Origin of the sequence: Nonomuraea turcica (assembly GCF_030718205.1) — a bacterium.
Taxonomy (GTDB): Bacteria; Actinomycetota; Actinomycetes; order Streptosporangiales; family Streptosporangiaceae; genus Nonomuraea.
Genome location: NZ_JAUZQF010000001.1, coordinates 615,859 through 638,878 on the forward strand (window position 1 = coordinate 615,859; position 23,020 = coordinate 638,878).

Annotated in this window: 27 protein-coding genes and 1 pseudogene; 18 read left to right on the forward strand and 10 right to left on the reverse strand. The window is 67.8% G+C overall.

Annotated elements, in window-relative coordinates; translation table 11 throughout:
• Nucleotides 1-99 precede the first annotated feature (99 nt).
• The 3 genes and pseudogenes from Q9G87_RS60530 to Q9G87_RS03050 form a co-directional block, all read left to right on the forward strand.
• Nucleotides 100-1,587: pseudogene (locus Q9G87_RS60530) on the forward strand (glycoside hydrolase family 9 protein); the annotation flags it as partial.
• Nucleotides 1,550-2,290: a glycoside hydrolase family 9 protein gene (locus tag Q9G87_RS03045; protein WP_371825732.1), complete on the forward strand. Its 741-nt coding sequence runs from the start codon at nucleotides 1,550-1,552 to the stop codon at nucleotides 2,288-2,290. The pseudogene Q9G87_RS60530 and the gene Q9G87_RS03045, both read left to right, overlap by 38 nt.
• Nucleotides 2,291-2,320: 30 nt before the next feature.
• Nucleotides 2,321-3,700, forward strand: a complete 1,380-nt coding sequence (locus tag Q9G87_RS03050; RefSeq protein WP_305914601.1) for a glycoside hydrolase family 6 protein — start codon at nucleotides 2,321-2,323, stop codon at nucleotides 3,698-3,700.
• Between the two features lie 177 nt (nucleotides 3,701-3,877).
• On the opposite strand, the gene Q9G87_RS03055 is transcribed toward Q9G87_RS03050, so the two are convergent.
• Nucleotides 3,878-5,077: a cytochrome P450 gene (locus tag Q9G87_RS03055; RefSeq protein WP_305914602.1), complete on the reverse strand. Its 1,200-nt coding sequence runs from the start codon at nucleotides 5,075-5,077 to the stop codon at nucleotides 3,878-3,880.
• A gap of 262 nt (nucleotides 5,078-5,339) precedes the next feature.
• On the opposite strand from Q9G87_RS03055, the gene Q9G87_RS03060 reads away from it, so the two are divergent.
• Together Q9G87_RS03060 and Q9G87_RS03065 are read left to right on the forward strand one after the other, a co-directional pair.
• Nucleotides 5,340-5,957, forward strand: coding sequence for an acyl-CoA-like ligand-binding transcription factor (locus Q9G87_RS03060; protein ID WP_305915122.1), 618 nt, complete (start codon nucleotides 5,340-5,342; stop codon nucleotides 5,955-5,957).
• Between the two features lie 85 nt (nucleotides 5,958-6,042).
• A complete protein-coding gene (locus tag Q9G87_RS03065; RefSeq protein WP_305914603.1) occupies nucleotides 6,043-6,747 on the forward strand; it encodes a GNAT family N-acetyltransferase in 705 nt (234 codons plus the stop codon).
• 95 nt (nucleotides 6,748-6,842) lie between these two features.
• On the opposite strand, the gene Q9G87_RS03070 is transcribed toward Q9G87_RS03065, so the two are convergent.
• Entirely contained in the window at nucleotides 6,843-7,220 is a 378-nt protein-coding gene (locus tag Q9G87_RS03070; protein WP_305914604.1) for a MerR family transcriptional regulator, read from the reverse strand.
• Between the two features lie 99 nt (nucleotides 7,221-7,319).
• On the opposite strand from Q9G87_RS03070, the gene Q9G87_RS03075 reads away from it, so the two are divergent.
• The gene (locus Q9G87_RS03075; protein ID WP_305914605.1) at nucleotides 7,320-7,748 is read left to right on the forward strand and encodes a hypothetical protein; all 429 of its coding nucleotides are present in this window, start codon (nucleotides 7,320-7,322) and stop codon (nucleotides 7,746-7,748) included.
• An 83-nt stretch (nucleotides 7,749-7,831) separates the two neighbouring features.
• Here the strand turns inward: Q9G87_RS03075 and Q9G87_RS03080 are convergent, their stop codons facing one another.
• Together Q9G87_RS03080 and Q9G87_RS03085 are read right to left on the reverse strand one after the other, a co-directional pair.
• On the reverse strand, nucleotides 7,832-9,037 hold the full coding sequence (locus Q9G87_RS03080) for a cytochrome P450 (protein ID WP_305914606.1): 1,206 nt from the start codon (nucleotides 9,035-9,037) through the stop codon (nucleotides 7,832-7,834).
• A gap of 138 nt (nucleotides 9,038-9,175) precedes the next feature.
• Entirely contained in the window at nucleotides 9,176-9,373 is a 198-nt protein-coding gene (locus Q9G87_RS03085) for a ferredoxin (protein WP_305914607.1), read from the reverse strand.
• A gap of 100 nt (nucleotides 9,374-9,473) precedes the next feature.
• Here Q9G87_RS03085 and Q9G87_RS03090 point away from each other — a divergent pair, with 100 nt between their 5' ends.
• The 3 genes from Q9G87_RS03090 to Q9G87_RS03100 all read left to right on the forward strand — a co-directional run bounded on the left by Q9G87_RS03090 (nucleotide 9,474) and on the right by Q9G87_RS03100 (nucleotide 12,240).
• Nucleotides 9,474-10,103, forward strand: coding sequence for a TetR/AcrR family transcriptional regulator (locus Q9G87_RS03090; RefSeq protein WP_305914608.1), 630 nt, complete (start codon nucleotides 9,474-9,476; stop codon nucleotides 10,101-10,103).
• A gap of 340 nt (nucleotides 10,104-10,443) precedes the next feature.
• Complete coding sequence (locus Q9G87_RS03095) at nucleotides 10,444-10,851, forward strand: hypothetical protein (protein ID WP_305914609.1); 408 nt, start codon at nucleotides 10,444-10,446, stop codon at nucleotides 10,849-10,851.
• A gap of 72 nt (nucleotides 10,852-10,923) precedes the next feature.
• Nucleotides 10,924-12,240: a serine hydrolase domain-containing protein gene (locus tag Q9G87_RS03100; protein ID WP_305914610.1), complete on the forward strand. Its 1,317-nt coding sequence runs from the start codon at nucleotides 10,924-10,926 to the stop codon at nucleotides 12,238-12,240.
• 155 nt (nucleotides 12,241-12,395) lie between these two features.
• Here Q9G87_RS03100 and Q9G87_RS03105 read toward each other — a convergent pair whose 3' ends face one another.
• Nucleotides 12,396-12,734 carry a MarR family winged helix-turn-helix transcriptional regulator gene (locus tag Q9G87_RS03105; RefSeq protein WP_305914611.1) on the reverse strand — a complete coding sequence of 113 codons (339 nt, stop codon included), beginning with the start codon at nucleotides 12,732-12,734 and terminating at the stop codon, nucleotides 12,396-12,398.
• Between the two features lie 51 nt (nucleotides 12,735-12,785).
• On the opposite strand from Q9G87_RS03105, the gene Q9G87_RS03110 reads away from it, so the two are divergent.
• The 7 genes from Q9G87_RS03110 (at nucleotide 12,786) to Q9G87_RS03140 (ending at nucleotide 17,549) form a co-directional block, all read left to right on the forward strand.
• Nucleotides 12,786-12,929 carry a hypothetical protein gene (locus Q9G87_RS03110; protein WP_305914612.1) on the forward strand — a complete coding sequence of 48 codons (144 nt, stop codon included), beginning with the start codon at nucleotides 12,786-12,788 and terminating at the stop codon, nucleotides 12,927-12,929.
• Complete coding sequence (locus tag Q9G87_RS03115; protein ID WP_305914613.1) at nucleotides 12,926-13,417, forward strand: alpha/beta fold hydrolase; 492 nt, start codon at nucleotides 12,926-12,928, stop codon at nucleotides 13,415-13,417. The genes Q9G87_RS03110 and Q9G87_RS03115 overlap by 4 nt, the downstream gene beginning before the upstream one ends.
• A gap of 42 nt (nucleotides 13,418-13,459) precedes the next feature.
• A complete protein-coding gene (locus Q9G87_RS03120; RefSeq protein WP_305914614.1) occupies nucleotides 13,460-13,627 on the forward strand; it encodes a hypothetical protein in 168 nt (55 codons plus the stop codon).
• A 98-nt stretch (nucleotides 13,628-13,725) separates the two neighbouring features.
• Nucleotides 13,726-15,291: a serine hydrolase domain-containing protein gene (locus Q9G87_RS03125; RefSeq protein ID WP_305914615.1), complete on the forward strand. Its 1,566-nt coding sequence runs from the start codon at nucleotides 13,726-13,728 to the stop codon at nucleotides 15,289-15,291.
• A gap of 164 nt (nucleotides 15,292-15,455) precedes the next feature.
• A complete protein-coding gene (locus tag Q9G87_RS03130) occupies nucleotides 15,456-16,241 on the forward strand; it encodes a MerR family transcriptional regulator (protein ID WP_305914616.1) in 786 nt (261 codons plus the stop codon).
• A gap of 264 nt (nucleotides 16,242-16,505) precedes the next feature.
• Nucleotides 16,506-17,009, forward strand: a complete 504-nt coding sequence (locus Q9G87_RS03135) for a hypothetical protein (RefSeq protein WP_305914617.1) — start codon at nucleotides 16,506-16,508, stop codon at nucleotides 17,007-17,009.
• A 132-nt stretch (nucleotides 17,010-17,141) separates the two neighbouring features.
• Nucleotides 17,142-17,549, forward strand: coding sequence for a hypothetical protein (locus Q9G87_RS03140; RefSeq protein WP_305914618.1), 408 nt, complete (start codon nucleotides 17,142-17,144; stop codon nucleotides 17,547-17,549).
• A 75-nt stretch (nucleotides 17,550-17,624) separates the two neighbouring features.
• Here the strand turns inward: Q9G87_RS03140 and Q9G87_RS03145 are convergent, their stop codons facing one another.
• From Q9G87_RS03145 to Q9G87_RS03160, 4 genes are read right to left on the reverse strand one after another with little or no spacing between them, the layout of a single operon-like run.
• On the reverse strand, nucleotides 17,625-18,386 hold the full coding sequence (locus Q9G87_RS03145) for an ABC transporter permease (protein WP_305914619.1): 762 nt from the start codon (nucleotides 18,384-18,386) through the stop codon (nucleotides 17,625-17,627).
• Nucleotides 18,383-19,204, reverse strand: a complete 822-nt coding sequence (locus Q9G87_RS03150) for an ABC transporter ATP-binding protein (protein ID WP_305914620.1) — start codon at nucleotides 19,202-19,204, stop codon at nucleotides 18,383-18,385. Before Q9G87_RS03150 ends, Q9G87_RS03145 begins: the two co-directional genes overlap by 4 nt.
• Nucleotides 19,204-19,617, reverse strand: coding sequence for a DUF1048 domain-containing protein (locus Q9G87_RS03155; protein ID WP_305914621.1), 414 nt, complete (start codon nucleotides 19,615-19,617; stop codon nucleotides 19,204-19,206). Before Q9G87_RS03155 ends, Q9G87_RS03150 begins: the two co-directional genes overlap by 1 nt.
• 2 nt (nucleotides 19,618-19,619) lie before the next feature.
• Nucleotides 19,620-19,949, reverse strand: a complete 330-nt coding sequence (locus Q9G87_RS03160) for a PadR family transcriptional regulator (RefSeq protein WP_305914622.1) — start codon at nucleotides 19,947-19,949, stop codon at nucleotides 19,620-19,622.
• Between the two features lie 336 nt (nucleotides 19,950-20,285).
• Between Q9G87_RS03160 and Q9G87_RS03165 the strand changes: the two genes are divergently transcribed.
• Both Q9G87_RS03165 and Q9G87_RS03170 read left to right on the forward strand, forming a co-directional pair.
• Nucleotides 20,286-21,515 (forward strand): serine hydrolase domain-containing protein, encoded by a 1,230-nt coding sequence (locus Q9G87_RS03165; protein WP_371825733.1) that lies wholly within the window; start codon nucleotides 20,286-20,288, stop codon nucleotides 21,513-21,515.
• Nucleotides 21,516-21,593: 78 nt separating this feature from the next.
• Nucleotides 21,594-22,001: a hypothetical protein gene (locus tag Q9G87_RS03170; RefSeq protein WP_305914624.1), complete on the forward strand. Its 408-nt coding sequence runs from the start codon at nucleotides 21,594-21,596 to the stop codon at nucleotides 21,999-22,001.
• A gap of 156 nt (nucleotides 22,002-22,157) precedes the next feature.
• Here Q9G87_RS03170 and Q9G87_RS03175 read toward each other — a convergent pair whose 3' ends face one another.
• A complete protein-coding gene (locus tag Q9G87_RS03175) occupies nucleotides 22,158-22,847 on the reverse strand; it encodes a DUF899 domain-containing protein (RefSeq protein ID WP_305914625.1) in 690 nt (229 codons plus the stop codon).
• Nucleotides 22,848-23,020: the final 173 nt, after the last annotated feature.

Here is a 23,020-nt window from a genome sequence, read left to right on the forward strand (position 1 = left end):
CGCGAAACAGTTGACAGCGGGCGGCGCCCTGGCGGAAGATCCGGCACGACGCCGCGGTGTGCCGGGGACGATCTGTCCAGCGACCTGAAAGGTCCCGGTATGTCCGCCACACTCAGGCTGTCCGCAGCCTGTGTCCTCCTCCTCGCCGGCCTCGCGACCCCCGCGCACGCCGACTCCTACGAACGCCTCCTGAACGGCAGCTTCGACAGCGGCAAAGACCCTTGGTGGAGCAGCCAGAACACCCCGTCACGCGTCGAATCGGGCCGGTTGTGCGCCGACGTCCCCGCGGGGACCACGAACCCGTGGGACTCCATGATCGGCCAGAACGACGTCCCGTTGGAGGACGGCCAGCCGTACACCCTCCGCTTCACCGCTTCCGCCAGCCGGGACGTCACCATCCGCACCACCGTCCAGCTCGCCGGCCCGCCGTACACCACCCCTATGGACCAGCGGCCCGAGCTGACAACCACGCCGCGGACGTTCGAGTACACCGCGACGTCGAACGTCTCGGACTCGCACGGACAGGTGACCTTCCAGATGGGCGGCGCCACGGAGCCGTACACGCTCTGCCTGGACGAGATCTCCCTGGTCGGGGGCGTGCTCCCACCCGGCGGCGACCGGGACCTCGGCTCGCCGGTGCGGATCAACCAGCACGGCTACGCGACCTCAGGGCCCAAGCGCGCCACGATCGTCAACCCCGGGACGGAGCCGCTGGACTGGCGCCTGCTCGACACGCGCGGCGCCGCCGTGGCCCAGGGCCGCACCCGGGTCCACGGCGCCGACGCGATGTCCGGCGACCATGTCCACGTGGCCGACTTCTCGTCCGTCCGCAAGGCGGGCACCGGCTACACGCTCGCGGTCGGCGACCAGGTCAGCCTGCCGTTCGACATCGCCGACGACCTGTACGACGGGCTGCGCAGAGACGCGCTGGCGTACTTCTACCACAACCGCAGCGGCATCCCGATCGAGGCCACATACGTCGGCGACGCCTACGCCAGGCCGGCCGGGCACCTCGGCGTCGCCCCCAACCAGGGCGACACCCGCGTCCCGTGCCTGCCCGGCACCTGCGACCACACGCTGGACGTGCGCGGAGGCTGGTACGACGCGGGCGACCATGGCAAATACGTCGTGAACGGCGCCCTCGCCGCCTGGCAGCTCATGGACCTCTACGAGCGCTCGCACAGGCAGGACGACCGGGAGGGGACGCGCGACGGCCTGCTGCGCATCCCCGAGGCCGGCAACGGCGTCCCGGACGTGCTCGACGAGGCCCGCTGGGAGCTGGAGTTCCTGCTTCGCATGCAGGTGCCCGGCAGCGGCCTGGTCCACCACAAGATGCACGACGCCGCGTGGACCGGGCACCCGACGATCCCGCACCTGGACGCCCAGCCGCGCTACCTCCACCCGCCCTCCACCGCCGCGACGCTCAACCTCGCCGCCGCCGGCGCCCAGTGTGCCCGGATCTGGAAGGCATGGGACCGTGCGTTCGCCCGGCGTTGCCTTGAGGCCGCCGAGACCGCTTGGCAGGCGGCCCGTGCGCATCCCGACCTCTATGCACCACCTGGCGGCGAGGGCGGGGGCGCTTACGACGACACCGACGTCTCCGACGAGTTCTCCTGGGCCGCCGCCGAGCTGTACGCGACCCACCGGCAAGCACTCTTACCTGCCCTTCGTCACCACGAAGCTGACCGCGGACGGGTTCTCCTGGCAGTCGACCGGCGCGCTGGCCGACCTGACCGTCGTCCGGCTGCCCGGCCGCTTCCCGGCCGTCATGTCCGCTGCCGCGCGCAAGCGGGTGCTGTCCGTCGCCGACGGCAACGTGCGCGACATGAACGCCCAGGGTTACGCCAACCCGTATCTGCCGACCGACGGCCGGTACGTCTGGGGGTCGACCAGCGCCACCACCAACAGCGCAGTGATCATGGCGACGGCCTACGACCTCACCCGCGACCGCCGCTACCGCGAAGCGGTCCTGGAGTCGATGGACTACCTGCTCGGGCGCAACGCGCTCAACCAGTCCTACGTCACCGGGTACGGCGAGCGGGCCAGCCACAATCAGCACCATCGATTCTGGGCCCACCAGATCGACCCGAGCCTTCCCGCCCCCGCCCCCGGTTCCCTCGCCGGGGGTCCCAATTCCGGTCTCCAGGATCCGGTCGCCCAGCGCAACCTCGCCGGCTGTACGCCGGCCAAGTGCTACATCGACGACATCGGCTCCTGGTCCACCAACGAGGTAGCGATCAACTGGAACTCATCCCTTGCCTGGATCGCCGCCTTCGCCGACTCCCTGTGACAGGGGATCCCCTAGGAAAGGAAGCAGTACATGCGAGTATTAACCCGCTTGGCAGCGATCACCGCCGCAACGGTGACCGCCCTGTCGGTGACCGTCGCCACACCCGCCGCCGCCGCGACCGAGCTGGTGGTCAACGGCACCTTCACCACCGGCACCGCACCATGGTGGAACTCGTCCAACACCTCCATGGCGGTGGACACCGGGCGGCTGCGCGTCAACGTGGCCGGTGGCACGGCCAACCCGTGGGACGCCATGGTGGCCCAGAACAACATCGCCCTGACCAGCGGCAAGACCTACACGCTGTCCTTCGACGCCTCCGCCTCCACCTCGGTCAGCGCGGTCACCACCGTGCAACTGGCCAACAGCCCGTACACCAACACCCTGACGAAGACGATCGCGCTCACCACGACGAGCAAGCGCTTCAGCTTCCCCTTCACCTCCAGCCTGAGTACGGCGGCCGGACAGGTGTCGTTCCAGCTCGGTAAGAACGTCGCCCACACGGTCTACCTCGACAACGTCTCCCTCACCGATACCACGTCCGGGCCGCTCGGCATGACGAGCGGCTTCTACGTCGACCCCAACTCCAACCCCGCGGTCTGGGTGAGAAACAACTCCGGCGATTCCCGGGCTGCCCGGATCCAGTCCTCTATCGCCTCCAAGCCGATGGCCCGGTGGTTCGGTAGCTGGAGTGGCGACATCGCCGCCGCCGTCTCCGGCTTCGTGGGTGCCGCGGACAGCGCCGACAAACTGCCGATCCTGGTCGCGTACAACATCCCCGGCCGCGACGCGTGCGGCGGCCACTCCGGCGGCGGCGCCGGCACCGAAGCGGCGTACAAGACGTGGATCTCCGCGTTCGCCTCCGGCATCGGCAACCGGCCCGCGGTCGTCGTCATCGAGCCCGACTCGCTTGGTGACTTCGACTGCATGAGCGAGACTGCCCGGCAAGAACGCATCCGCATGCTGACCTACGCCACCGAGCAGTTCCGAAGCAAGGCCGCCAACACCTGGGCCTACCTCGACGCCGGCAACGCCGGCTGGACCGCACCGGCGACCATGGCCTCCCGGCTGCAGAGCGTGGGCGTCGCCAACGTGCGCGGCTTCTCCGTCAACGTCTCCAACTACTACACCACCAGCCAGTCGGCCACGTACGGCAACGCGATCAACTCCTCGCTCGGCGGCACCGCCAAGTTCGTGATCGACACCAGCCGCAATGGCAACGGCTCCAACGGTGAATGGTGCAACCCGTCGGGCCGCAAGCTCGGCGCCACGACGCAGATCGGCGGCGGCGCCGAGATGCTGCTCTGGGTCAAGGTCCCCGGCGACTCGGACGGCAACTGCGGCATCGCGCCGAACGTGCCCGCCGGAACGTTCAGCCCGGACCTCGCCATACGACTGATCGACGGAATCTGACCAAGCCGCATAGTCCAGGAACGACGGGTCAGAGCATTACGTACCGCATCGGCAGACCTGCCGCTCTGGGGTGGGCCGGGGCAATTTTCGCGTGCTTGTTCATCATGGGTTCCCCGGCCCACCCGCCGACGTCTAGCCTCGGGCTTTCGTGCGCCTCGTCGAGCCCGGCGTAGCGTGTCACCAGGTCACGTGCAACGACTTCAGTCCGAACACGAGACTGAAGACGCGGAACTCGACCTGGTCGTCCGGCTCGGCGAGCGCAAGCTTGGGGAAGCGCTGGAGCAGCGCCGGGAACGCGATGCGCATCTCCATCCGGGCCAGCGGAGCCCCGAGGCAGTGGTGCACCCCATGGCCGAAGGCGACGTGACCGGGCGCTCCCCGGGTGATGTCGAGGGTGTCGGGTTTCTCGATGAAGGCGCGGTCACGGTTGGCGGCGGGCAGCGACGGGAGCACGAGCGACCCCGCCGGGATGATGTGCCCGGCCAGTTCCACCTCCGTGGTGGTGGTGCGCGGCGGCATCGAGTGCACGATCGACAGCCAGCGCAGCATTTCCTCTACAGCCGGCTCGACCAGGGCGGGATCGTCGCGGAGCAAGGCGAGTTGGTCCGGGTGCCGCAGCAGGGCCAGAGTGCCCAGGCCGAGCATGTTCGAGGTCGTCTCGTGTCCGGCCAACAGCAGTAGGCCGGCGATCCCGATCAGCTCATTGGTGCTCAGTTCGTCGCCGTGCTCGCGGACCAGCATTCCCAGCATGTCCTCGCCGGGGTCGGCCTGCGCTCGGGCGACCAGGCTCGCCATGTACTCGCGGTCCTGCCGTCGTGCCGCGATCCGCTGCTCCTCCGGCAACGAGATGTCCAGCAGGCGAGCGGAGCGGTCCTGGAACTCGGCGCGGTCGGCGTAGGGCACCCCCAGCAACTCGCTGATCACCAAGGACGGCACCGGCAGCGCGAAATTCGACACCAGATCGGCCGGCTTGCCGGCCCGTTCCATGTCGTTCAGCGCCGCATCCACGATCTCGGTGATCCGCGGCTCCAGCCGGCGCATCCGGCGCACCGTGAACTCCGGGGTCAGCATCCGGCGCAACCGCGTGTGCTCCGGCGGGTCGAGCCCGATCAGGTTCCCGGCCCGCATAGCGGCCAGCTCATCCTCGCTCACCTGGGTCACGCCAGGTACGCCGACCGCGGTGAAGACATTGCTGAACCGGGCCGAGTCCGACAGCACCTCGCGAACATCCTCGTAGCGAAGAACGAGATACGCGGGCACGCCGAACGGCGTCATCACCTGTATCACGCCCGCACCGTCGCGTGCGCGGGCCAGCTCCTGGACCGGGTCGAACCCGTTGCGCCGCATCTGCAGCGGCAACTCCGGCGCTTCCGTCATTGTCTGTCCACCCTTTCCCCCGATTGGTGTGAGACCACCATGTCGTTAGGCCGGCATGGCCGTTGCAGAGGACACGCTGGACACCATCGCTGATCGTCGCGACGGCCCTGCGCCCCTTGGCCTCGTCGCGCCCCCCGGCACGACGTGCGCGCCGCAGTCCACTTGCACGCTGCCATGTTGCCCAGGCTGCCATTGTTGGCACAATGTGTCAACATGTTCCTCGTAGGACAGAAATAGCACGAGATAGCATTCGGTGGTGGATATGAACGTGGCCGCCCCGGCCAACATGGCCGAGCGCAAACGCCGGCTCGTGCGCGATGAGCTGACCGAAGCCGCCGTCAAGTTGCTGGCCTATCAGGGATTCGACGAGACGACGGTCGACCAGATAGTGGCCGCCGTGGGGATGTCGCGCCGCACGTTCTCCCGCTACTTCGAGTCCAAGGAAGACGTCATCGTCCACATGCTCGCGGGAGCCGGCGCGCAACTGTGCGCGCAACTGCGCGCCCGGCCCGCCGACGAGTCACCCGCGGCGGCATTGCGTCACGCGCTGTCGGTGTTCACCGCCATGATGGTCGACCATCCGGACAAGACACTGCACGTGACCAGGCTGATCCTCGGCACTCCGGCCCTGCTGGCCCGGTTCCTGGAACGGCAGTCGCACTGGCAGGCCGAGATGACGACGATCCTGGCCGAACGCACCGGCCTCGCCCCGGACACCGACCTGCGGCCGACGCTGGCCGCCGGTGTCGCACTCACCGCGTTCAACGCCGCGCTGCGTCGCTGGGCAGACGGCGACGGCACCGCGGACATGGACGAACTGGTCGATGAGGCTTTCACCGCCATTACGCCGGCACTCGACCTCGCCACCGACGTGAACTGACCCCCGAACCCCAGCTCCTGCCGATAGAAGGCGGTGTCGGCAATCGCCGACTCCCACGCGCGCACGACACGAGAGGCCCAGCACAATGGTCAACCGCGACGCCGTCTCACTCGACGACCCGGTCGGTGAGTCGCTCCGCGGCCACCACACACATCTGGCCCGCCGGCTCGGCCAGGCGGCCGGTTACCTCCCGGAAGTCGCAACCTTCTCCACGGTATCCGCCGACCCAGACGCGGCAGAGTGGGCCGATCTCGCTCGTTTGCTCGGTCACGGCAAGCTCGCCGATCTGTTCAGCTGCCCGGCGACCCCGCCTGCGGACTGGGAGCCGATCTTCACCCTCGACGGCCTTCAAATGATCGGTCCCGCCGGCGGCCACCCCGGTCACGTTGATGCCGAGCCAGAGACGGGGGTGGTCGAACTGGGCGTCGACGACGTGCCTGAGATGCTCGAGCTCGCTGCGCGGACCCAACCAGGACCGTTCTGGTCCCGCACTCACGAACTCGGCACCTATCTCGGCGTACGCGACAACGGCACATTGGTGGCAATGGCCGGCGAACGGCTCCGGCCTCCGGGATGGACCGAGATCAGCGCTGTCTGCACCGCTCCCGAGGCACGTGGGAGAGGCCATGCCGCCCGCCTGGTCAGTGTGCTCGCCGCGCGCATCGCGGCTCGGAGCGAACGTCCCTTCCTGCACGTCGCTGAGGCGAACACCGGCGCGATCGCCCTCTACGAGCGGCTCGGCTTCGAGGCTCGGAAACACGTGACCTTTCGCGGGTTCCGCACTCCGTGATGGCCTCAGGCCCTCGGCTTTGAGCCTCGAGGCGCCGATCAGTCGAGCGGGAGATGGAGCTCGGATCGTAGCGATCGGCCGCCATGCAGCGCTCATTAACGAGTGCGACCGTACATGAGTCGGCACCGGCCGGCCTGGCAGTCCTGAAGGCTTTCCAGGGCGGCGTGGCGGGCTCTGGTCAGTTCGGCGATCTTGGTGTCGATCCGGTCCACCACTGCCTCCAGCCGCCAGCGCTCGCTGTCGCAGGTGGCGCCGCCCTGGTCGTGGGCGGTCAGGGCGTCGACGACCTCGTCCAAGGTGAAGCCCAGTTCCTGCAGGGTCTTGGCCATCTGGATGCGTTCCACCGCGGCGGCGGTGAAGATGCGATATCCCGAGGGTCGGCGCTCGGCGGCGGGGAGGATGCCACGCCGCTCGTAGAAGCGGACCGTGTCCACGCTGACCCCGGCCTCCTGCGCGACCTGTCCGATTTTCACGGCACCTCACCTCTTGACTCTGGACTTAAGTCCAGACTCTATGGTTTGAGTGATGGCGCAGCAAGAGCGCCTGAAACCCGCCGAGAAGGAGGCTCCGCCGTGGACATCCCACCCGCTTCCACGCCCATCGTGTGCGACATGACCACTGCCCTCGACACCGCCCAGCAGCGCCTGGACGAATACCGGCACCTGTTCGGCCGGCATCTCGTGAGCCGCGAGAAGACCAGCCAGGGCATCCGCTTCCGCCTGCGCGCCGAGCCTGGCGTGGTGGCGTGGGTGCGGGATCTGGCCACGCGGGAGAAGGCCTGCTGCGCGTTCTTCGCCTTCGACGTCACCGTCGAGGGCGAGACGGTGATCTGGGACTGCGCGGTCAGTGATAACGACACCGCCCGCGCCATCCTTGAGGAGTACTACCACCTGCCCGACACCGCCCCTCAAAGCCTCGACGAGCTGGAGAAGCGCCTGGCCACCAAGGGCCTGCACTTCATCGCCGACCCGGCCGACCCCCTCCGCTATACGGTCGGTTGACCCCCGGCACACCGGCGGACCGAGCCCCGCTGCCCGCGCAAAGGTCGGTGGCGGGGCTTGCGCGCCGGGATGCGTTGTCCTGGCTACTCCCAGGTGACCGGCAGTTCGTGGACGCCGTAGATGCTCATGTCGTTGCGGAACCGGATCTGCTCCAGTGGCACGGCGAGCCGCAGGTTCGGCAGACGGCGCAGCAGCGTGGGCAGCGCGATCTCCAGTTCGGCGCGGGCGAGTGTCTGTCCGAGGCACTGGTGGACGCCGTAGCCGAAGGCCATGTGCGCGCGCGTGTTGCGGTCGATGTCGAGGGTGTCGGGGTTGTCGAGGAAGGCCGGGTCGCGGTTGGCGGCGGGCAGATTCATGATCAGCCCTTCGCCGGCGCGGACGAGGGTGCCGCCGATCTCGGTGTCCTCTGTGGCCACCCGGGCGACGAGGCTGTGCACGATCGTCAGGTACCGCAACAGCTCCTCGACCGCGCCTGAGACCACCCTGGGGTCGTCGGTGTCGCGGAGGCGGGCCAAGGTGTCCGGGTTCTCCAGCAGGGCCAGGGTGCCGAGGCCGATCATGTTGGCGGTGGTCTCGTGGCCGGCACTGAGCAGGATGAAGCTGTTCATCGCGATGGTCTCGCGGGTCAGCTGCCCGGTCGGGAGATACTCCTGGATGAGGCGGCTGATCAGGGCATCGTCCGGCTCGGCTTCCTTGCGGGCCACGAGCTCGTACAGGTAGCCGAAGATCTTCCCGTTGGCCTGCTGCTTCTCCTCCTCGGTGGCGGTACGGCTCATCAGGACACCGGTGATCTCCTGGAAGAAGGCGTGGTCGGAGTACGGCACGCCGAGCAGCAGGGAGATCACCAGGGACGGGACGGGCAGCGCGTAGGCCTGGACCAGGTCCGCGGTGCCGCCGCCGGCGACCATCGTGTCGATGAACGCGTTCGCCATCTTCTCGATCTCGGGCCGCAGCGCGTTGACCCGCTTGACCGTGAAGTCCTTGGTCAGCATCCGCCGCAGCACGGCGTGCTCGGGGTCGTCCATGCGGGGAAAGATCTTGGGCATGGTGTCGCCGTGGTGTGCCGCGCTGCCCTGCTGTGCGGCGACCTCCGCGCTGATCCGCGGGTCGGTCATCGCCACCTTGATGTCCTCGTACCGGCTCACCGCCCAGACCGTGTGGCCTTGCCAGTTCACCTGCCGCAAACCGCCGGTCGTACGCCACTGCGTGTACTCGGGGGCGGGGTCGAAGGGGCAGCGAGGGTCCCGGTCGCCCGGGAAGGCCGGGAGTTCGGTGTCAGAGGTGGTCATGGAATCCTCCTGGAGGGTTGGGCGGCGGTGAGTACGGTGCCCCACGGCGAGCCGGTGGCGATGAGGGTGCGCCAGGTGCACAGAACTTTGGGGGACTGGCCTGCGGCGAGCGCGCCGCACCGACGATCACCATCCGGTTCATGACTCGGCCAGGTGGATGGCCGAAGCGGGGCAGACCATGGCCGCTTCGCGGACGGCGTCGTGGTGTTCCGGTGCGGGTGTCTCGTCGAGGAGGACCACGACGCCGTCCTCGTCGCGCTGGTCGAAGACCTCCGGCGCGAGCAGCACACACTGCCCCGCGGCAACGCACTTGTCGGTTTCGACGCTGAGCTTCATCGGATCTCCTCGCACGACAAGATCTTGCATGTGACTGCAAATTCCCCTGAGGCGAAGCTAGCATAAGTTGCACTCGACTGCAGATTGATACGCTGTTGCGATGGTCACCGACCCTGAGCGCCGCTTGCGCGCTGACGCGGCGCGCAACGCCGAGCGCATTCTGCGCACCGCACGGGCGGCCTTCGCCGACCTCGGCCCGGATGTGCAGCTCGAGGAGATCGCCCGCCGCGCCGACGTGCGCATCAGGACGCTGTACAACCATTTCCCCAACAAGGCGGACCTGGTCCGGGCCGCCCTCGACCAGAGCATCACGGAGGACCTCGCACCTGCCGCCGAACGCGCACTCGCCGACGATGACCCGCTGCACGGGCTCCTCAGCCTGATCGAAGCCGCGATGGGATTGGCGGCACGCGAGCTGAACACCCTGGCCGCCGCACGCAACGCCGGCACCCTGACCGCAGAGGTCTACACCCCGTTCTACGAGTCTCTGATCCTGCTCGCCCAACGCGCACAGGACGCCGGCCTGCTCCGCGCCGACCTCGTCCCCGACGACCTGCCCAGGATCATGGCCATGCTGACCAGCACGCTGTGGACCATGGACCCCAGCACCGACGGCTGGCGCCGCTACCTGGCGCTCATGTTCGAGGGGCTGACCCCCGCCGCGGCCAACCCCCTCCCGTCGCCGGTCACCCTGTTGAAGGGGCAACGGACGGGCGGCTGGTCGCTCTGATCCCAGGACGGCTCTGACCTGACCGCCTGCGAGGCCTTCCTCAAGGGTGTCACCTCGCGCTTCACCATGAAGGCCGTCCAAGGACCCACAGGCCCGGAGCTCGTGAGGAGTCGGTGTAACGGCCATACCGGCCGTACCAGTAGCTCCGCTGGTTCCCCCGATCACGGGCTGACTCCGGACTTGCCGACCTGGTCGTGCCGTTCACTGTCACCGGCAGCACCGCCGACCACACGTTGCCGTGTCAGCGGCCGCGTCAGGACGGCAACGGCCCGGTATCAGAGCGGTCGGCGATGGTGGATGTCATCAACGGTTCGTAACAGATTTGAAGGAGCACACCACCATGTCCGTCACCCTGACCGACCAGGACAAGACCACCCTGCGCACCGCCGCCTACGGCGCCGTCACGCTGCTGTCCGCCGCCGGAGCCGCCGGCTCGCCCCACAAGATCGCCACCGCCGGCTCCATCGCCCTGGCTTCGGCGACCGGCCTGGTCGGGCACGTGCTCGCCGCCAAGACCAAGGACATCAACCTGTACGGCAAGTCGGTGGCCGAACTGGCCGACCACGTGCTGCCGGCCCTGACTGCAGCCATGAGCCTGCTCAAGAAGCAGGATCCGGCAGAGGCCGACAACTTCCGCAACACCGTCCTCGTCGCCATCGAAGCAGCCGCCCGGACCCACCAGGGCGAGCCCAGTCCCACTATGGCCGACATGATCCGCAAGATCACCGAAGCCCTCGACGCTGCTTGAGGGACCCCATCCCTGTTGACCACGAATTGCTCGGCGAGCCATTCGCCTGAGCGCCACTAGAGACGAGGAACAATGAAAACCCAATCCCCACCAGTGATCACGGCGACGGGGCTGCGTATCTACGGCGTGCACCAGCGCCCGGTCATCCGCGGCAAGGTCTTCCGGCGAGCGGCGGTCACGGCGCTGGCGGCCGCGCTGCTGGCCGGGACGGCCACCCCCGCGGTGGCCGCCGCCGACAGCAGGGTGGCCGTGCTGAAGGCCGCTGCCGACAGCAACGCGGCTGTGCTGAAGGCCGCTGACGGGCAGGATCGTCCGGAGCTGCGGGAGGCCATGCAGGCGTTCGTCGATGCCGGTTTCGCCGGGGTGCAGGTGCGCGTGCACGATGAGCAGGGCGAGTGGGTCGGCAGCGCCGGGGTGCGCAAGCTGGGCCAGAGCGTCAAGCCGCCGACCAACGGGCGGTTCTGGGCGGGCAGCGTCAGCAAGACCTTCACCGCGACTTTGGTGTTACAGCTGGTGGCCGAGGGCAAGATCGGGCTGGATACCCCGGTGGCCGGCTATCTGCCCGAGTTCGGGCTGGACCGGCGGATCACGGTGCGGATGCTGCTGCAGCACACCAGCGGCTTGTTCAACTACACCGGCGAATACTACGACAACGGGACGGTCGTGCCGGGAATCCCCGCCACCGGCGACGAGTGGCTGAACAACCGGTTCCGCAGCTACCAGCCAGAAGAGCTGATCCGGCTGGCGTTGTCCAAGCCGCCGCGGTTCGAGCCGGGCACGGGCCAGAACTACGCCAACACCAACTACACGCTGGCTTTGCTGCTGATCGAGAAGGTCTCCGGCCGCTCCTACGCCGAGGAGATGCAGCGGCGGATCCTGCGGCCGCTCGGGCTGAAGGGCACCATGGCGGCGGGCAACCGGACGCAGCTCCCTGGGCCGCACGCGCACGGCTATTACCGCTACAGGGACGCCGCCGGCCAGCAGAAGGTGGTCGACATCAGCCGCCAGAACCTCTCCCTGCTGGCCGGCGCCGGTGACCTGATCTCGACCACCCAGGATCTCCACACGTTCATCTCCGCACTCAATGGCGGCAAGCTCCTGCCGGCCAACCTGCTGGCCGAGATGCGCAAGCCACACCCGAAGATGGGCTACGGCCTCGGGCTGTTCGTGCAGGACCTGGGCCCGAACTGCGGCACCGTCTACCAGCACAACGGCAGCCCCCCGCACGGCTATGGGGCGCTGATGTACAGCTCGCCCGACGGCAGGACGACTGTGACGGGCTCGGTGACCTGGGTGGACGAGGCCACAAGGGGCCCGGCAGCGGGATTCGAGAAGCTGCTGGGCAGGCTCGTCAAGGAGGTGTTCTGCGACGGGCAGACCGCGGGCTGACGGGTCGAGCCGGTCGCGGCGTGGCCGGTCCACAGGCGCGCGCGTGCCGGCCTGGGCGTGGCCGGTCCATAGGCGCGCGCGTGCCGGGCCCGGCAGGGCAAGAGGTTGCCGGAGATCGTGCAGGAACTTGCACGTCACAACCAGACGGGGTTCCCTCAACTGCGCAGACGGGTGATCGCTTGAGGTGTCAGATGCTGGGCGAGTTCCTCCAGCAGGGCGGTGACTGTGGCGATCTGCTGGGCGTCGGTGGTGTCCAGAGCTTTGGCCAGGGCGAGGTCGATGGAACTCGCGCGCACCTGTTCGACCCGGTCGGAGGTCTCGGGTGCGGGACGGATGAGGAGTCGGCGGCGGTCGCGGGTGTCGGGTTCGGTGACGACGGCTTCGGCCTGACGGAGGCGCGTCACCGCGGCCGATACGGCGCTCTGCGGTAGTCCGGTGCGCTCGGCGATCTCGCCGACCGCCGAGCCGGGATGGAGGCGCACGTCACTGACCACGATCAGGACTGTGCGGACGCTGGTGGGCTGGTTGATCGCGGCACCGGCCCGATGCTGCTGATCTCCCTGAGTGGCGAGGGCGACGCCGACCGCAGCACCGACCTCGTCGACCAGCTCGTCAACGCCTACACCGTCGTCACCTACGACCGACGCGCCTGTCCCGCAGCACCATCGACGACCCCACCCGCGGAGTGACGCTGATCGAGCACGCCGACGACGTGCACCGGCTGCTGGCCGAGCTCACCGACGAACCCGCCCTCATGCTGGGGTGCAGCCTCGGCACCTCCATCGGCTTCCACCGCCTCGACGGGCTGACCGCGACCTTCACCGCGATCGCCCGAGTGCTCGGCATCGACCCCGCCAACCCCGACGCCGAACCCGGCCTCACCCCGCAGCCGATGACCCCTCAGCGGATGCGCAACTTCGAGTTCTTCATCGAGAAGGACTTCACCGCCATCATCAACGACCCCCTTGACGTGGCCGCCCTGAAGAACACGCCGACCCGCATCGTCCCGATCGCCGGCGCAACCACCCCGCCCACCGTCTTCGACCACAAATGCGCCACAGCGCTGGCCACCCTGCTCGGCAGCGAGGTCACCGCGTTCCCCGGCGGCCACAACGGCAACACCACTCATCCACGCGCCTACGCCACCCAGCTCAGGCACGTCCTGCAGAACGCCTGATCCGGCCGACATCACCCCATGAAAGAGCCTGACAGAGCAACCATGACCATCGACATCACCGGCAAGCTCAAGACCCTGCACTACCACGTACGCGGGAGCGGGCCGATGCTGCTGATCGCCCAGGGCGGCGACGGCGACGCCAACCGCAGTCGCCCGGCGGGGGACGGCGTCCTGCTCCCGAAGCTGTCTCAAACCTCAATGCAGCTGTGAGCTAGATCACGGTTGAGGTTGACCTTGGGTCAGGGTGGAGGCTCGGCGCAGCGGCGCGACGCCGACCCGAACATAACAACTTCGAAGGGCAAACCACCATGACGATCAACCTTTCCGATCAGGACAAGAGCACCCTGCGGATTGCCGCGTACGGCGCCGTGTCGCTGATGGCCGCCGCCGGTGCCGCTGGCAAGCCTCACAAGATCGCCACCAGCGGCAGCATCGCGCTGGGCTCGGCCACTGGCCTGATCGGGCATGTGCTCGCCGACTACCCAGAGGGCAAGGACCTGACCGGCAAGTCCGTGGCCGAGATCGCCGACCGCGTGCTGCCAGCCCTGACCGCGGCCATGAACCTCCTGAAGCAGCAGGATCCGGCCGAGGCCGACAACTTCCGCAGCACCGTCCTCGTCGCTGTCGAGACCGCCCAGATGAACCAGGGCCGGCCGAGCCCCGCCACGGCCGAGATGGCCCGCAAGATCACCGAAGCCCTCGACGACGCCAGGGTGGCCGCTGCGGACAGCGGGGCCGTGCCGGCAGCTGCGGCCGGGCAGGATCGCCCGGAGCTACAGAAGGCGATCGAGGAGATCGTCGAGTCCGGTTTCCTCGGAGTGTCGCTGCGCGTGCACGATGAGCGGGGCGAGTGGGCCGGCAGCGCCGGGGTGGCCGAGCTGGGCGGGACCGCGAAGCCGCCGGTCAACGGGCATGCCCGGATCGGCAGCAACACCAAGACCTTCACCGCGACCCTGGTGCTGCAACTGGTGGCCGAGGGCAAGATCGAGCTGGACACCCCGGCGGCCGACTACCTGCCCGCGTTCGGGCTGGACCGGCGGATCACGGTGCGGATGCTGTTGCAGCACACCAGCGGGCTGTTCAACTTCACCGGCGAGGTATACGACGACGGGTCGATCGTGCACGGGATCCCCGTGCCCTACAGCACCACGGGCAAGGAGTGGGTGGACAACCGGTTCCACACCTACCGGCCCGAGGAGCTGGTACGTCTGGCGCTGTCCAAGCCGGCCCGGTTCGAGCCGGGGACGGGCTGGAGCTATTCCAACACCAACTACGTGCTGGCCCGGCTGCTGATCGAGAAGGTCACCGGCCGCTCGCTGGCCGAGGAGATGCAGCGGCTGATCCTGGGGCCGCTCGGGCTGTCGGGCACCGTGGTGCCGGACGCCTCGCCGGAGATTCCTGAGCCGCACGCCCACATCTACTACCGCTACGAGGAAGCCGGCCGGCAGAAGACGATCGACATCACCCGCTACAACCCCTCCTGGGTCTCCACCGGCGGTGACATGATCTCGACCAGCCAGGACCTGCACACGTTCATCTCCGCGCTGGTAGGCGGCAAGCTCCTGCCGGCCGCACTGCTGGCCGAGATGTGCACCCCGCACGCCACGGGCATCCCGAACATGGACTACGGGCTGGGGGTGTTCGTCCAGAAAACGGACTGCGGCGGCACCGTCATCACCCACAACGGCGGCAACGTCGGCTCCATGACGCTGATGTACAGCACGCCCGACGGCGGCAAGACCCTGACCGCCGTACTGAACTGGGTGGACGACGCCGACATGTCCATGGCGACAGTGGTCCAGAACGCCCGGCAAAGGCTGGTCAACGAGGTGTTCTGCGGCGAGCAGGCCGATCCGGCTCAGCCGGCGGACTGAACACCTGTGACCCGTACGCCTCGAGAGGCGACCCCTTCCGGCTGTGCATCAGGTAGAACGCGAAGCGGGGCCACGCCGAGCTCAGCGGGCTCGGCGTGGCCCGTCCATATGCTCGGCTGCGATGTGCGTAGCCGCCGAGCTCGAGCACAAGGCAGGCTGAGCAGATGAGGAACGGAGTCACGATCGGGCAGGCGGCGGCCTTCGTCGGCGTCACAGTGAAGACGGTGCGCCACTACCACAAGCTCGGCCTGGTGAAGGAGCCGGAACGCGACAGCTCCGGCTACCGCAGGTACGGATCGGCCGAGCTGTTGCGGCTGGTGCAGGTCCGGACGCTGGCCGCCGCCGGGGTACCGCTGGCCGAAGTCGGGCCCCTGCTCGACGCCGACGCCGAGCTGTTCGCCGCCGCGCTCGCCGACGTCGAGCGGCAGCTCACCGAACGGATCGAGGAGCTGATCGCGCGCCGTGACATGCTGCACCGGCTCGCCGACGGAGACCGGGCTCTGCTGCCCGACCGCGCTGTGGCGCTGCTGGAGCGGATGTCCGGCCTCGGATTCCCCGCGGACGAGGTGGCGGCCACCAGGGAGGGCTGGGTGCTGGCCAGGGCCCTGGTCCCGGAGGGCTTCGACGACTTCCTCACCCATGTCGAGCACGCCCTCGACGACCCCCGCTTCGTCGCGTTGAGCAAGCGCGCCACCGAAGCCACGGCATGGGAGCCGGACGACCCACGCCTGGCCGAACTCGCCACTGCCATTGCCGACCACTTCCTCGCCAACCCCGCACACCTGAAGATCGTGACCGGCCTGCAAGCCCGCACCGACGCCGCGGCCCGGTACCACCTGATCGCCCACTACGGCGAAGAGCAGGGATCGGCCACGGCTCGGGGGGTCGCGCTCGTCGAGGCCAAGCTCCGCGCCGCGGGCATCCATATCCCCAGACCAGACTCCCACTGACCGCGCCGTGCTCCGGTCCATCGGCCTGGCGACCGGCCGGGGCCTGCCCACAGATACCGCCGGAGCGACTGCACGGCGTCACGACGGGGGGCCGCCCGTGATCAGTACCGTGTTCGGGGCGGGGCGCGGATCAGAACAGCGTGTCGCGGACCCACAGCGGCCGGTAGCCGATCGGGCCGAGTTAGGCGAGTTCGGCGTCGATGTCGACCTCGATCGCGCTATCTTCCGCTCGCGGCAGCTCGCACCATCTGCACAATGGTCGCCATGGACGAGAACATCGCGAACGAAGCGTGGTGGAGGCGGCAAACCGCCGCACAAGCGGACTGGTGGAAGAAACGGTCGGAAGGACAGCAGGAGGAGACCCTCCGGCAGAACAACCTCATGTACGGCGGCTTGATAGCCATCGGAGTCGTCTTCATGCAGCCGTTCCTGACCGAGGGAGCCGCTTCCCTGGATCTGTCCGCCAAGATATGCGTGATCGCTTTCTCCTTGGCCATCCCGCTCTTGTCTGCTCTTATCGTGTTGAACCGGCATGAAACCTATCGTCGACGCATGACGAGTTCCGTTGTCGTGCTGGTGGCGCAGCAGGCTGCGCTCGGGCTCGGGTACGTCGGGGTGGTCGCCGGCTTCTGGCACATCATGACGCTCGCCGGGATCGCGATCCTGGTTGGCACGATCTTGGGTGTGGCCGTTCACTCCGCGGGTTATGTGCGGGTGGAGAAAGACGACGCCCAAGCCACACCAGGTGCGGAGCAGCCACCACTGTAAAGCTCTGGCCGCTGAGGCGGTGTGGCGTCAGCGGCCGTGTCAGGGCGGCAACGGCCTGGTATCAGAGCGGTCGGCGATCGTTGAGGCATGAACAGTTCAGCGATTGCGGCCTCTCTAAAGGAGCACACCATCATGTCCATCACCCTTACCGAGCAGGACAAGATCACCCTGCGGATCGCCGCGTGGGGCGCCGTGTCGCTGATGTCCGCCGCCGGCGCTGCCGGCTCGGCCCACAAGGTCGCCACCCACGGCTCCATCGCCCTGACTTCCGCAACCGGTCTGGTCGGGCACGTGCTCGCCAAGGCGCCCAAGGGCAAGGACCTGAATGGCAAGACCGTAGCCGCACTCGCCGACCACGTGCTGCCGGCCCTGACGGCCGCCATGACCCTGCTCAAGAAGCAGGGTCCGGTAGAGGCCGCCAACTTCCGCAACACCGTGATCGTCGCCATAGAAGCAGCCGCAAGCACCTACCAGGGCCGGCCCAGTCCCACCCTGGCCGACATGGCCCGCAAGATCACCGAAGCCCTCGACGCCGCTTGAGGGGATGTCGACCTGCGCGCCGCGATCGTCTCTCCGCCACGCTGATCTGCATCAAGGCAGACTCGATCACACGGCCTAGGAGATCTTGCGGCGGTAGGTGGTCATGGCGAAGAAGTACGCGACGATGAGGATGCCGACACACCAGGCGAGGGCGATCCAGATGTCGGTGCCGACCGGCTGCTGCGTGAACAGGTCACGGATGGCATTGACGATGGAGGTCACCGGCTGGTGCTCGGCGAAGACGCGCAGCGGCCCGGGCATGGTGTCGGTGGGAACGAACGCCGAGCTGAGGAACGGCAGGAAGATGAGCGGGTAGGAGAACGCGCTCGCGCCTTCCATCGTCTTGGCGGACAGGCCGGGGATAACGGCGATCCAGGTCAACGCCAGGGTGAACAGGATCAGGATGCCCGCCACCGACAGCCACGCCAGCACTCCCGCCGAGGAGCGGAAGCCCATGAGCAGGGCCACGAGCATCACGACCACGAGCGAGATCAGATTGGCGACCAGCGAGGTCAGCACGTGCGCCCACAGCACCGACGACCGCGCGGTCGGCATCGATTGGAAGCGCTCGAAGATGCCGCCCTTCATGTCCATGAACAGCCGGTACGCGGTGTAGGCGATGCCCGAGGCGACCGTGATGAGCAGGATGCCGGGCAGCATGTAATTCACATACGAATCCGACCCTGTTCTAATCGCGCCGCCGAACACGTAGACGAACATCAGCATCATGGCAATCGGCATGATCGCGGTCGTGATGATGGTGTCCGGGCTGCGCGTGATGTGGCGCAGGGATCGTCCCAGCAGGACGGCGGTGTCGCCGAAGAAATGCTTGCTCATCGTGGTTCCTTACTCGCGCGTATCGAAGTGCGGTGTTTGCCGGCGTCGCCGTCCTTGCCGTCGGTGCCGACGAGTGCGAGGAAGACGTCCTCGAGGGTCGGCTGCTTCTCGACGTATTCGACCTTGGCGGGTGGCGGCAGTTGCTTGAGCTCGTCCAGGGTGCCGTTCACGATGATCCGGCCCTGGTGCAGGATCGCGATCCGGTCGGCGAGTTGTTCGGCCTCGTCCAGATACTGTGTCGTGAGCAGCACCGTCGTACCCTGGGCGGCGAGTTCCTTGATCGCCTCCCACACCTCGATACGCGCCTGGGGGTCGAGTCCGGTTGTGGGCTCGTCGAGGAAGATGACCGGCGGACTGCCGATGAGGCTCATGGCGATGTCGAGGCGGCGGCGCATGCCCCCCGAATACGTCGACACCTTCCGCGCGCCCGCGTCGGTCAGCGAGAAACGCTCGAGCAGGTCATCGGCGATCTTGCCCGGGTTCTTGAGGTGCCGCAGCCGGGCGACGAGCACGAGGTTCTCCCGCCCACTGAGGATCTCGTCGACTGCAGCGAACTGTCCGGTGAGGCTGATGGACTCCCGCACGTCCGCGGCCTGCGTGGCGACGTCGAAGCCGTTGACGCTGGCAGTGCCCGCATCGGCCTTGAGCAGCGTGGACAGGATTTTGACTGCCGTGGTCTTGCCCGCCCCGTTGGAGCCGAGCAGGGCGAAGATGCTGCCCCGCGCCACGGTGAAGTCCACGCCGCGCAGCACCCGCAGTTCCTTGTACGACTTCTCCAGGCCTTTGACCTGGATCGCCTGGGCTTGCTGTGTCGTCATCAGACTGTCCTGTCTCCTCTTGCGGTGTCTTCGCCGGCGGCGCGCTCGATGGCGCTGGTGAAGCGGTTCCGCTCCCGGGTTCTGTACTGCCCGAGGGGGTAATTGGCCACGAACGCCTCCACGAACTCCACGGGGTCTTTCCCGAAGATGTCGCGGATCGGGGTTCCATCGGCCGCGCTCTGTTCGATCAGATCGGCAAGGTCCTCGTACATCGACAGCGCGTCGGCGCCGTCCGCCGGCCCGAAGTGCATCAGGTAGCGCTCCAGCGCTTCGACTGCCGTGCGATAGTTCTCGGGAAGCTGCTTGATGCGCGCCTTGTATTGCCGGTAGCGCCGCTTGTCCTCGAGCGACCCGGTGATCACCTCCAGATACTGCAGGTAGCGGCTCTTCGGCTCGTCCGACCCTGTGGCCATGTCTAATTGCCTCCTTCGCGGAGCTGTTCGAGCCGTTCCGTGAGGAAACTCCAGGTCCTCCAGAACTCTTCGAGGTACTCCCGTCCCTGAGCGTTCAGGGAATACACCTTGCGCGGCGGCCCCTTCTCGGACGGGACCTTCTCCACATCGACCAGGCCGCGCTGCTCGACCCGGACCAGCAGCGCGTAGATGGTGCCTTCGGCGATGTCGGAGAAGCCCTGAGCCCGCAGCCACGCCGTGATCTCGTAGCCGTAGGCGGGCCGGCCGGACAGGATCGCGAGGACGATGCCCTCCAGCGTTCCCTTGAGCATCTCCGTCACGAGCTTGCCCATGGAACACCCCCACTCAGCTACTCGGTGTCGCTAGCTACTGGTATAAAGTAACACTGATTACCGATACCTAGCAACACCGAGTAGCTGAAGGTGCAGCCCGGGACCGCAAGCGTGTGGGTGGGGGCGGCCTGATCGCTGCTCGTCACGATCGCCAGACAGAACGTCAATGATCCCGGTGGCGATCAGGTCTGATGCGGTGTCGTGTCAGCGACCGCGTCAGCACGGCAACGGCCCGATATCAGAGCGGTCGGAGATCGTGGATGCCATGAACGGTTCAGCGACTACGGCCTCGGGGCCGGTCTCGCAGATCGAACACTGTGCGCAAGGAGATTCATGATGAGACACAGCAACAGCGGCTTCTCCAAGACGGGGCTGGACAGACTGCGGGACGTGCTGGCACGCCACGTCGAGTCCGGGAAGATTCCCGGACTTGTCGCCCTGGTCAGCCGGGGAGATAAGACGCACGTCGAAACGATCGGGACGATGCGCCATGACGGTGGCGCGCCGATGAGCCGGGACACGATCTTCCGGATGGCCTCCACGTCCAAGCCGGTCTCGGTCGGGGCGGCGATGGTCCTGCTGGATGAGTGCCGGCTGCGGCTGGATGACCCGGTGGATCCGTGGTTGCCCGAACTGGCCGACCGGCAGGTGCTGAAGCGGATCGACAGCCCGCTGGACGACACCGTGCCGGCGCGGCGGCCGATCACCGTGCGCGACGTGCTGACCTCCACGTTCGGGCTCGGCATGGACATGACGTCGCTGGGCACTCCGATCATGGGCGCGATCTTCGAGCAGGGGCTCACGCCCAATCTGCCGGAGCCGATGCCCGAGCCGGATGAGTGGATGCGCCGCCTGGGCGCGCTTCCGCTGATGCACCAGCCTGGCGAGCGCTGGCAGTACCAGATCAGCAACGATCTCCTCGGCGTGCTGGTGGCCAGGGTCACGGGCCAGTCGTTCGAGACGTTCCTGCGCGAACGCATCTTCGACCCCCTGGGCATGAAGGACACCGCCTTCCACGTGCCGGCCGACAAGATCGACCGGCTGCCGACCCTCTACGCTCCTGACCCGCAGAGCGGAGAATTCCACGTGTGGGACGAGGCCGCCGGGGGACGGTGGAGTCGGCCTCCGGCGTTCCAGGGCGGCGGCGGTGGGCTGGTCTCCACCGTCGATGACTACCACGCCTACTTCCGCATGCTGCTCAACGGCGGCATGCACGGCAGCGAGCGGATCTTGTCCCGGCCCGCTGTGGAGTTGATGACCACCAACCGCCTCACGCCGGAGCAGCAAGCCGCCCGGCACGCCATGGCCGTCAACAACGTCCATGTGTCCTTCGGCCAAGGCCAGCACGGCGGCTGGGGCTTCGGGATGGCGGTGCGCACCTACCGCGGCGACTACGCGCCCATCGGCCAGTTCGGCTGGGACGGCGGAAGCGGCACCTCGACCTACGCCGACCCGGACAACCAGCTCACCGGAATCCTGCTCACCCAGGTCGGGGCGTCCGCCCCGTATTCGATACGGCTGATGCACGACTTCTGGACCACGCTCTACCAGGCCATCGACGACTGACACCGAGCCCACGCCCGGTAGACCCGCCATCCGTCCGTTCGACTGAACGTCAGAACAGATTCAAAGGAGCACACGACCATGTCCGTCACCCTTAACGACCAGGACAAGCTCACCCTGCGGACCGCCGCGTACGGCGCCGTCACGCTGATGTCCGCCGCCGATGCCGCCGGCAAGCCCCACAAGGCCGCCACCGAGGGCTCCATCGCCCTGGCCTCCGCCACCGGGCTGGTCGGGCACGTGCTCGCCAAGGCGCCCAAGGGCAAGGACCTGGGCGGCAAGTCCGTGGCCGCACTCGCCGACCACGTGCTGCCGGCCCTGACCGCGGCCATGACCCTGCTCAAGAAGCAGGATCCCGCAGAGGCCGGCAACTTCCGCAACACCGTCATCGTCGCCATCGAAGCAGCCGCCCGCACCCACCAGGGCCAGCCCAGCCCCACCCTGGCCGACATGGCCCGCAAGATCATCGAAGCCCTCGACGCCGCTTGACGGGCTGTCGGCCGGCGCCCACCGCCGGGCAACGCACAAGTCGCTCAGCCGCTCGACACCGCTGACGGCGGGTAACGGCAAGATCGATCATTCGTACGGTCGCGGCCAGTGTGGTCGCGACCGTACGCATGACGTCGATGAGCCAGGCGGAAGTCGCTAGGCGGTATCCGGGCCGTAGAGCGCGGCGATGTCCTTGGAGGTGGTCCACCGGCTGTAAGTGGGCGACTGCGGCCAGCCCTCGGGCGAGTCCTGCCACTCCTCCTGTCGCCCGTACGGCAGCAGGTCGATCAGGGCGAAGGTGTGGCTGAGCTGCTCGGTGCCGCGGCCGTTGGTGTGCCAGGTGCGATACACGGTGTCGCCATCGCGCAGGAACACGTTGACGGCGAAGCCTTCGCCGGGCGGTGCGCCGACGTCGGCGCCGAACGGGCTGTTCGCGGTGGAATACCAGGCCATCGTGTTCCCGACCCGCCGCTTGTAGGCGAGTGCCTCGTCGATCGGGCCCTGGGTGACGATGACGAATCGGGCATCGTAGTTGTCCAGGAACTCCAGCCGGGTGAACTGCGAGGTGTACCCGGTGCAGCCCGGGCACTGCCACTCCTTGCCCGGGAACCACATGTGGTTGTAGACGATCAGCTGGCTCCTGCCTTCGAAGACGTCCGCCAGCCGAATGGGTCCGTGCTCGCCCTCGAGGGTGTAGTCCGGCATCCTCACCATGGGCAGGCGGCGGCGCTGGGCGGCGATGGCGTCGAGTTCCCGGGTCGCGGCCTTCTCCCGGGCACGCAGTGCTTCGAGCTGACGCTGCCAGGTGTCGGCGTCGACGACGGGCGGTAGTGCGTTTGTGGTCATGGTCCCTCACTGATCATGTGCGCAGCTTTGCCGTGTTGAGGAGTAGACCTGGCCCGGTCGTCGGATTCATCGGTGGTCGGCCGATCCGATCCACAAAGCCACGGAACGAGAGCGCACACGCCCGCCCCGGAAACGCGTTCGTCGCACACCGAGCGCCTGATTCCGCGAAAACG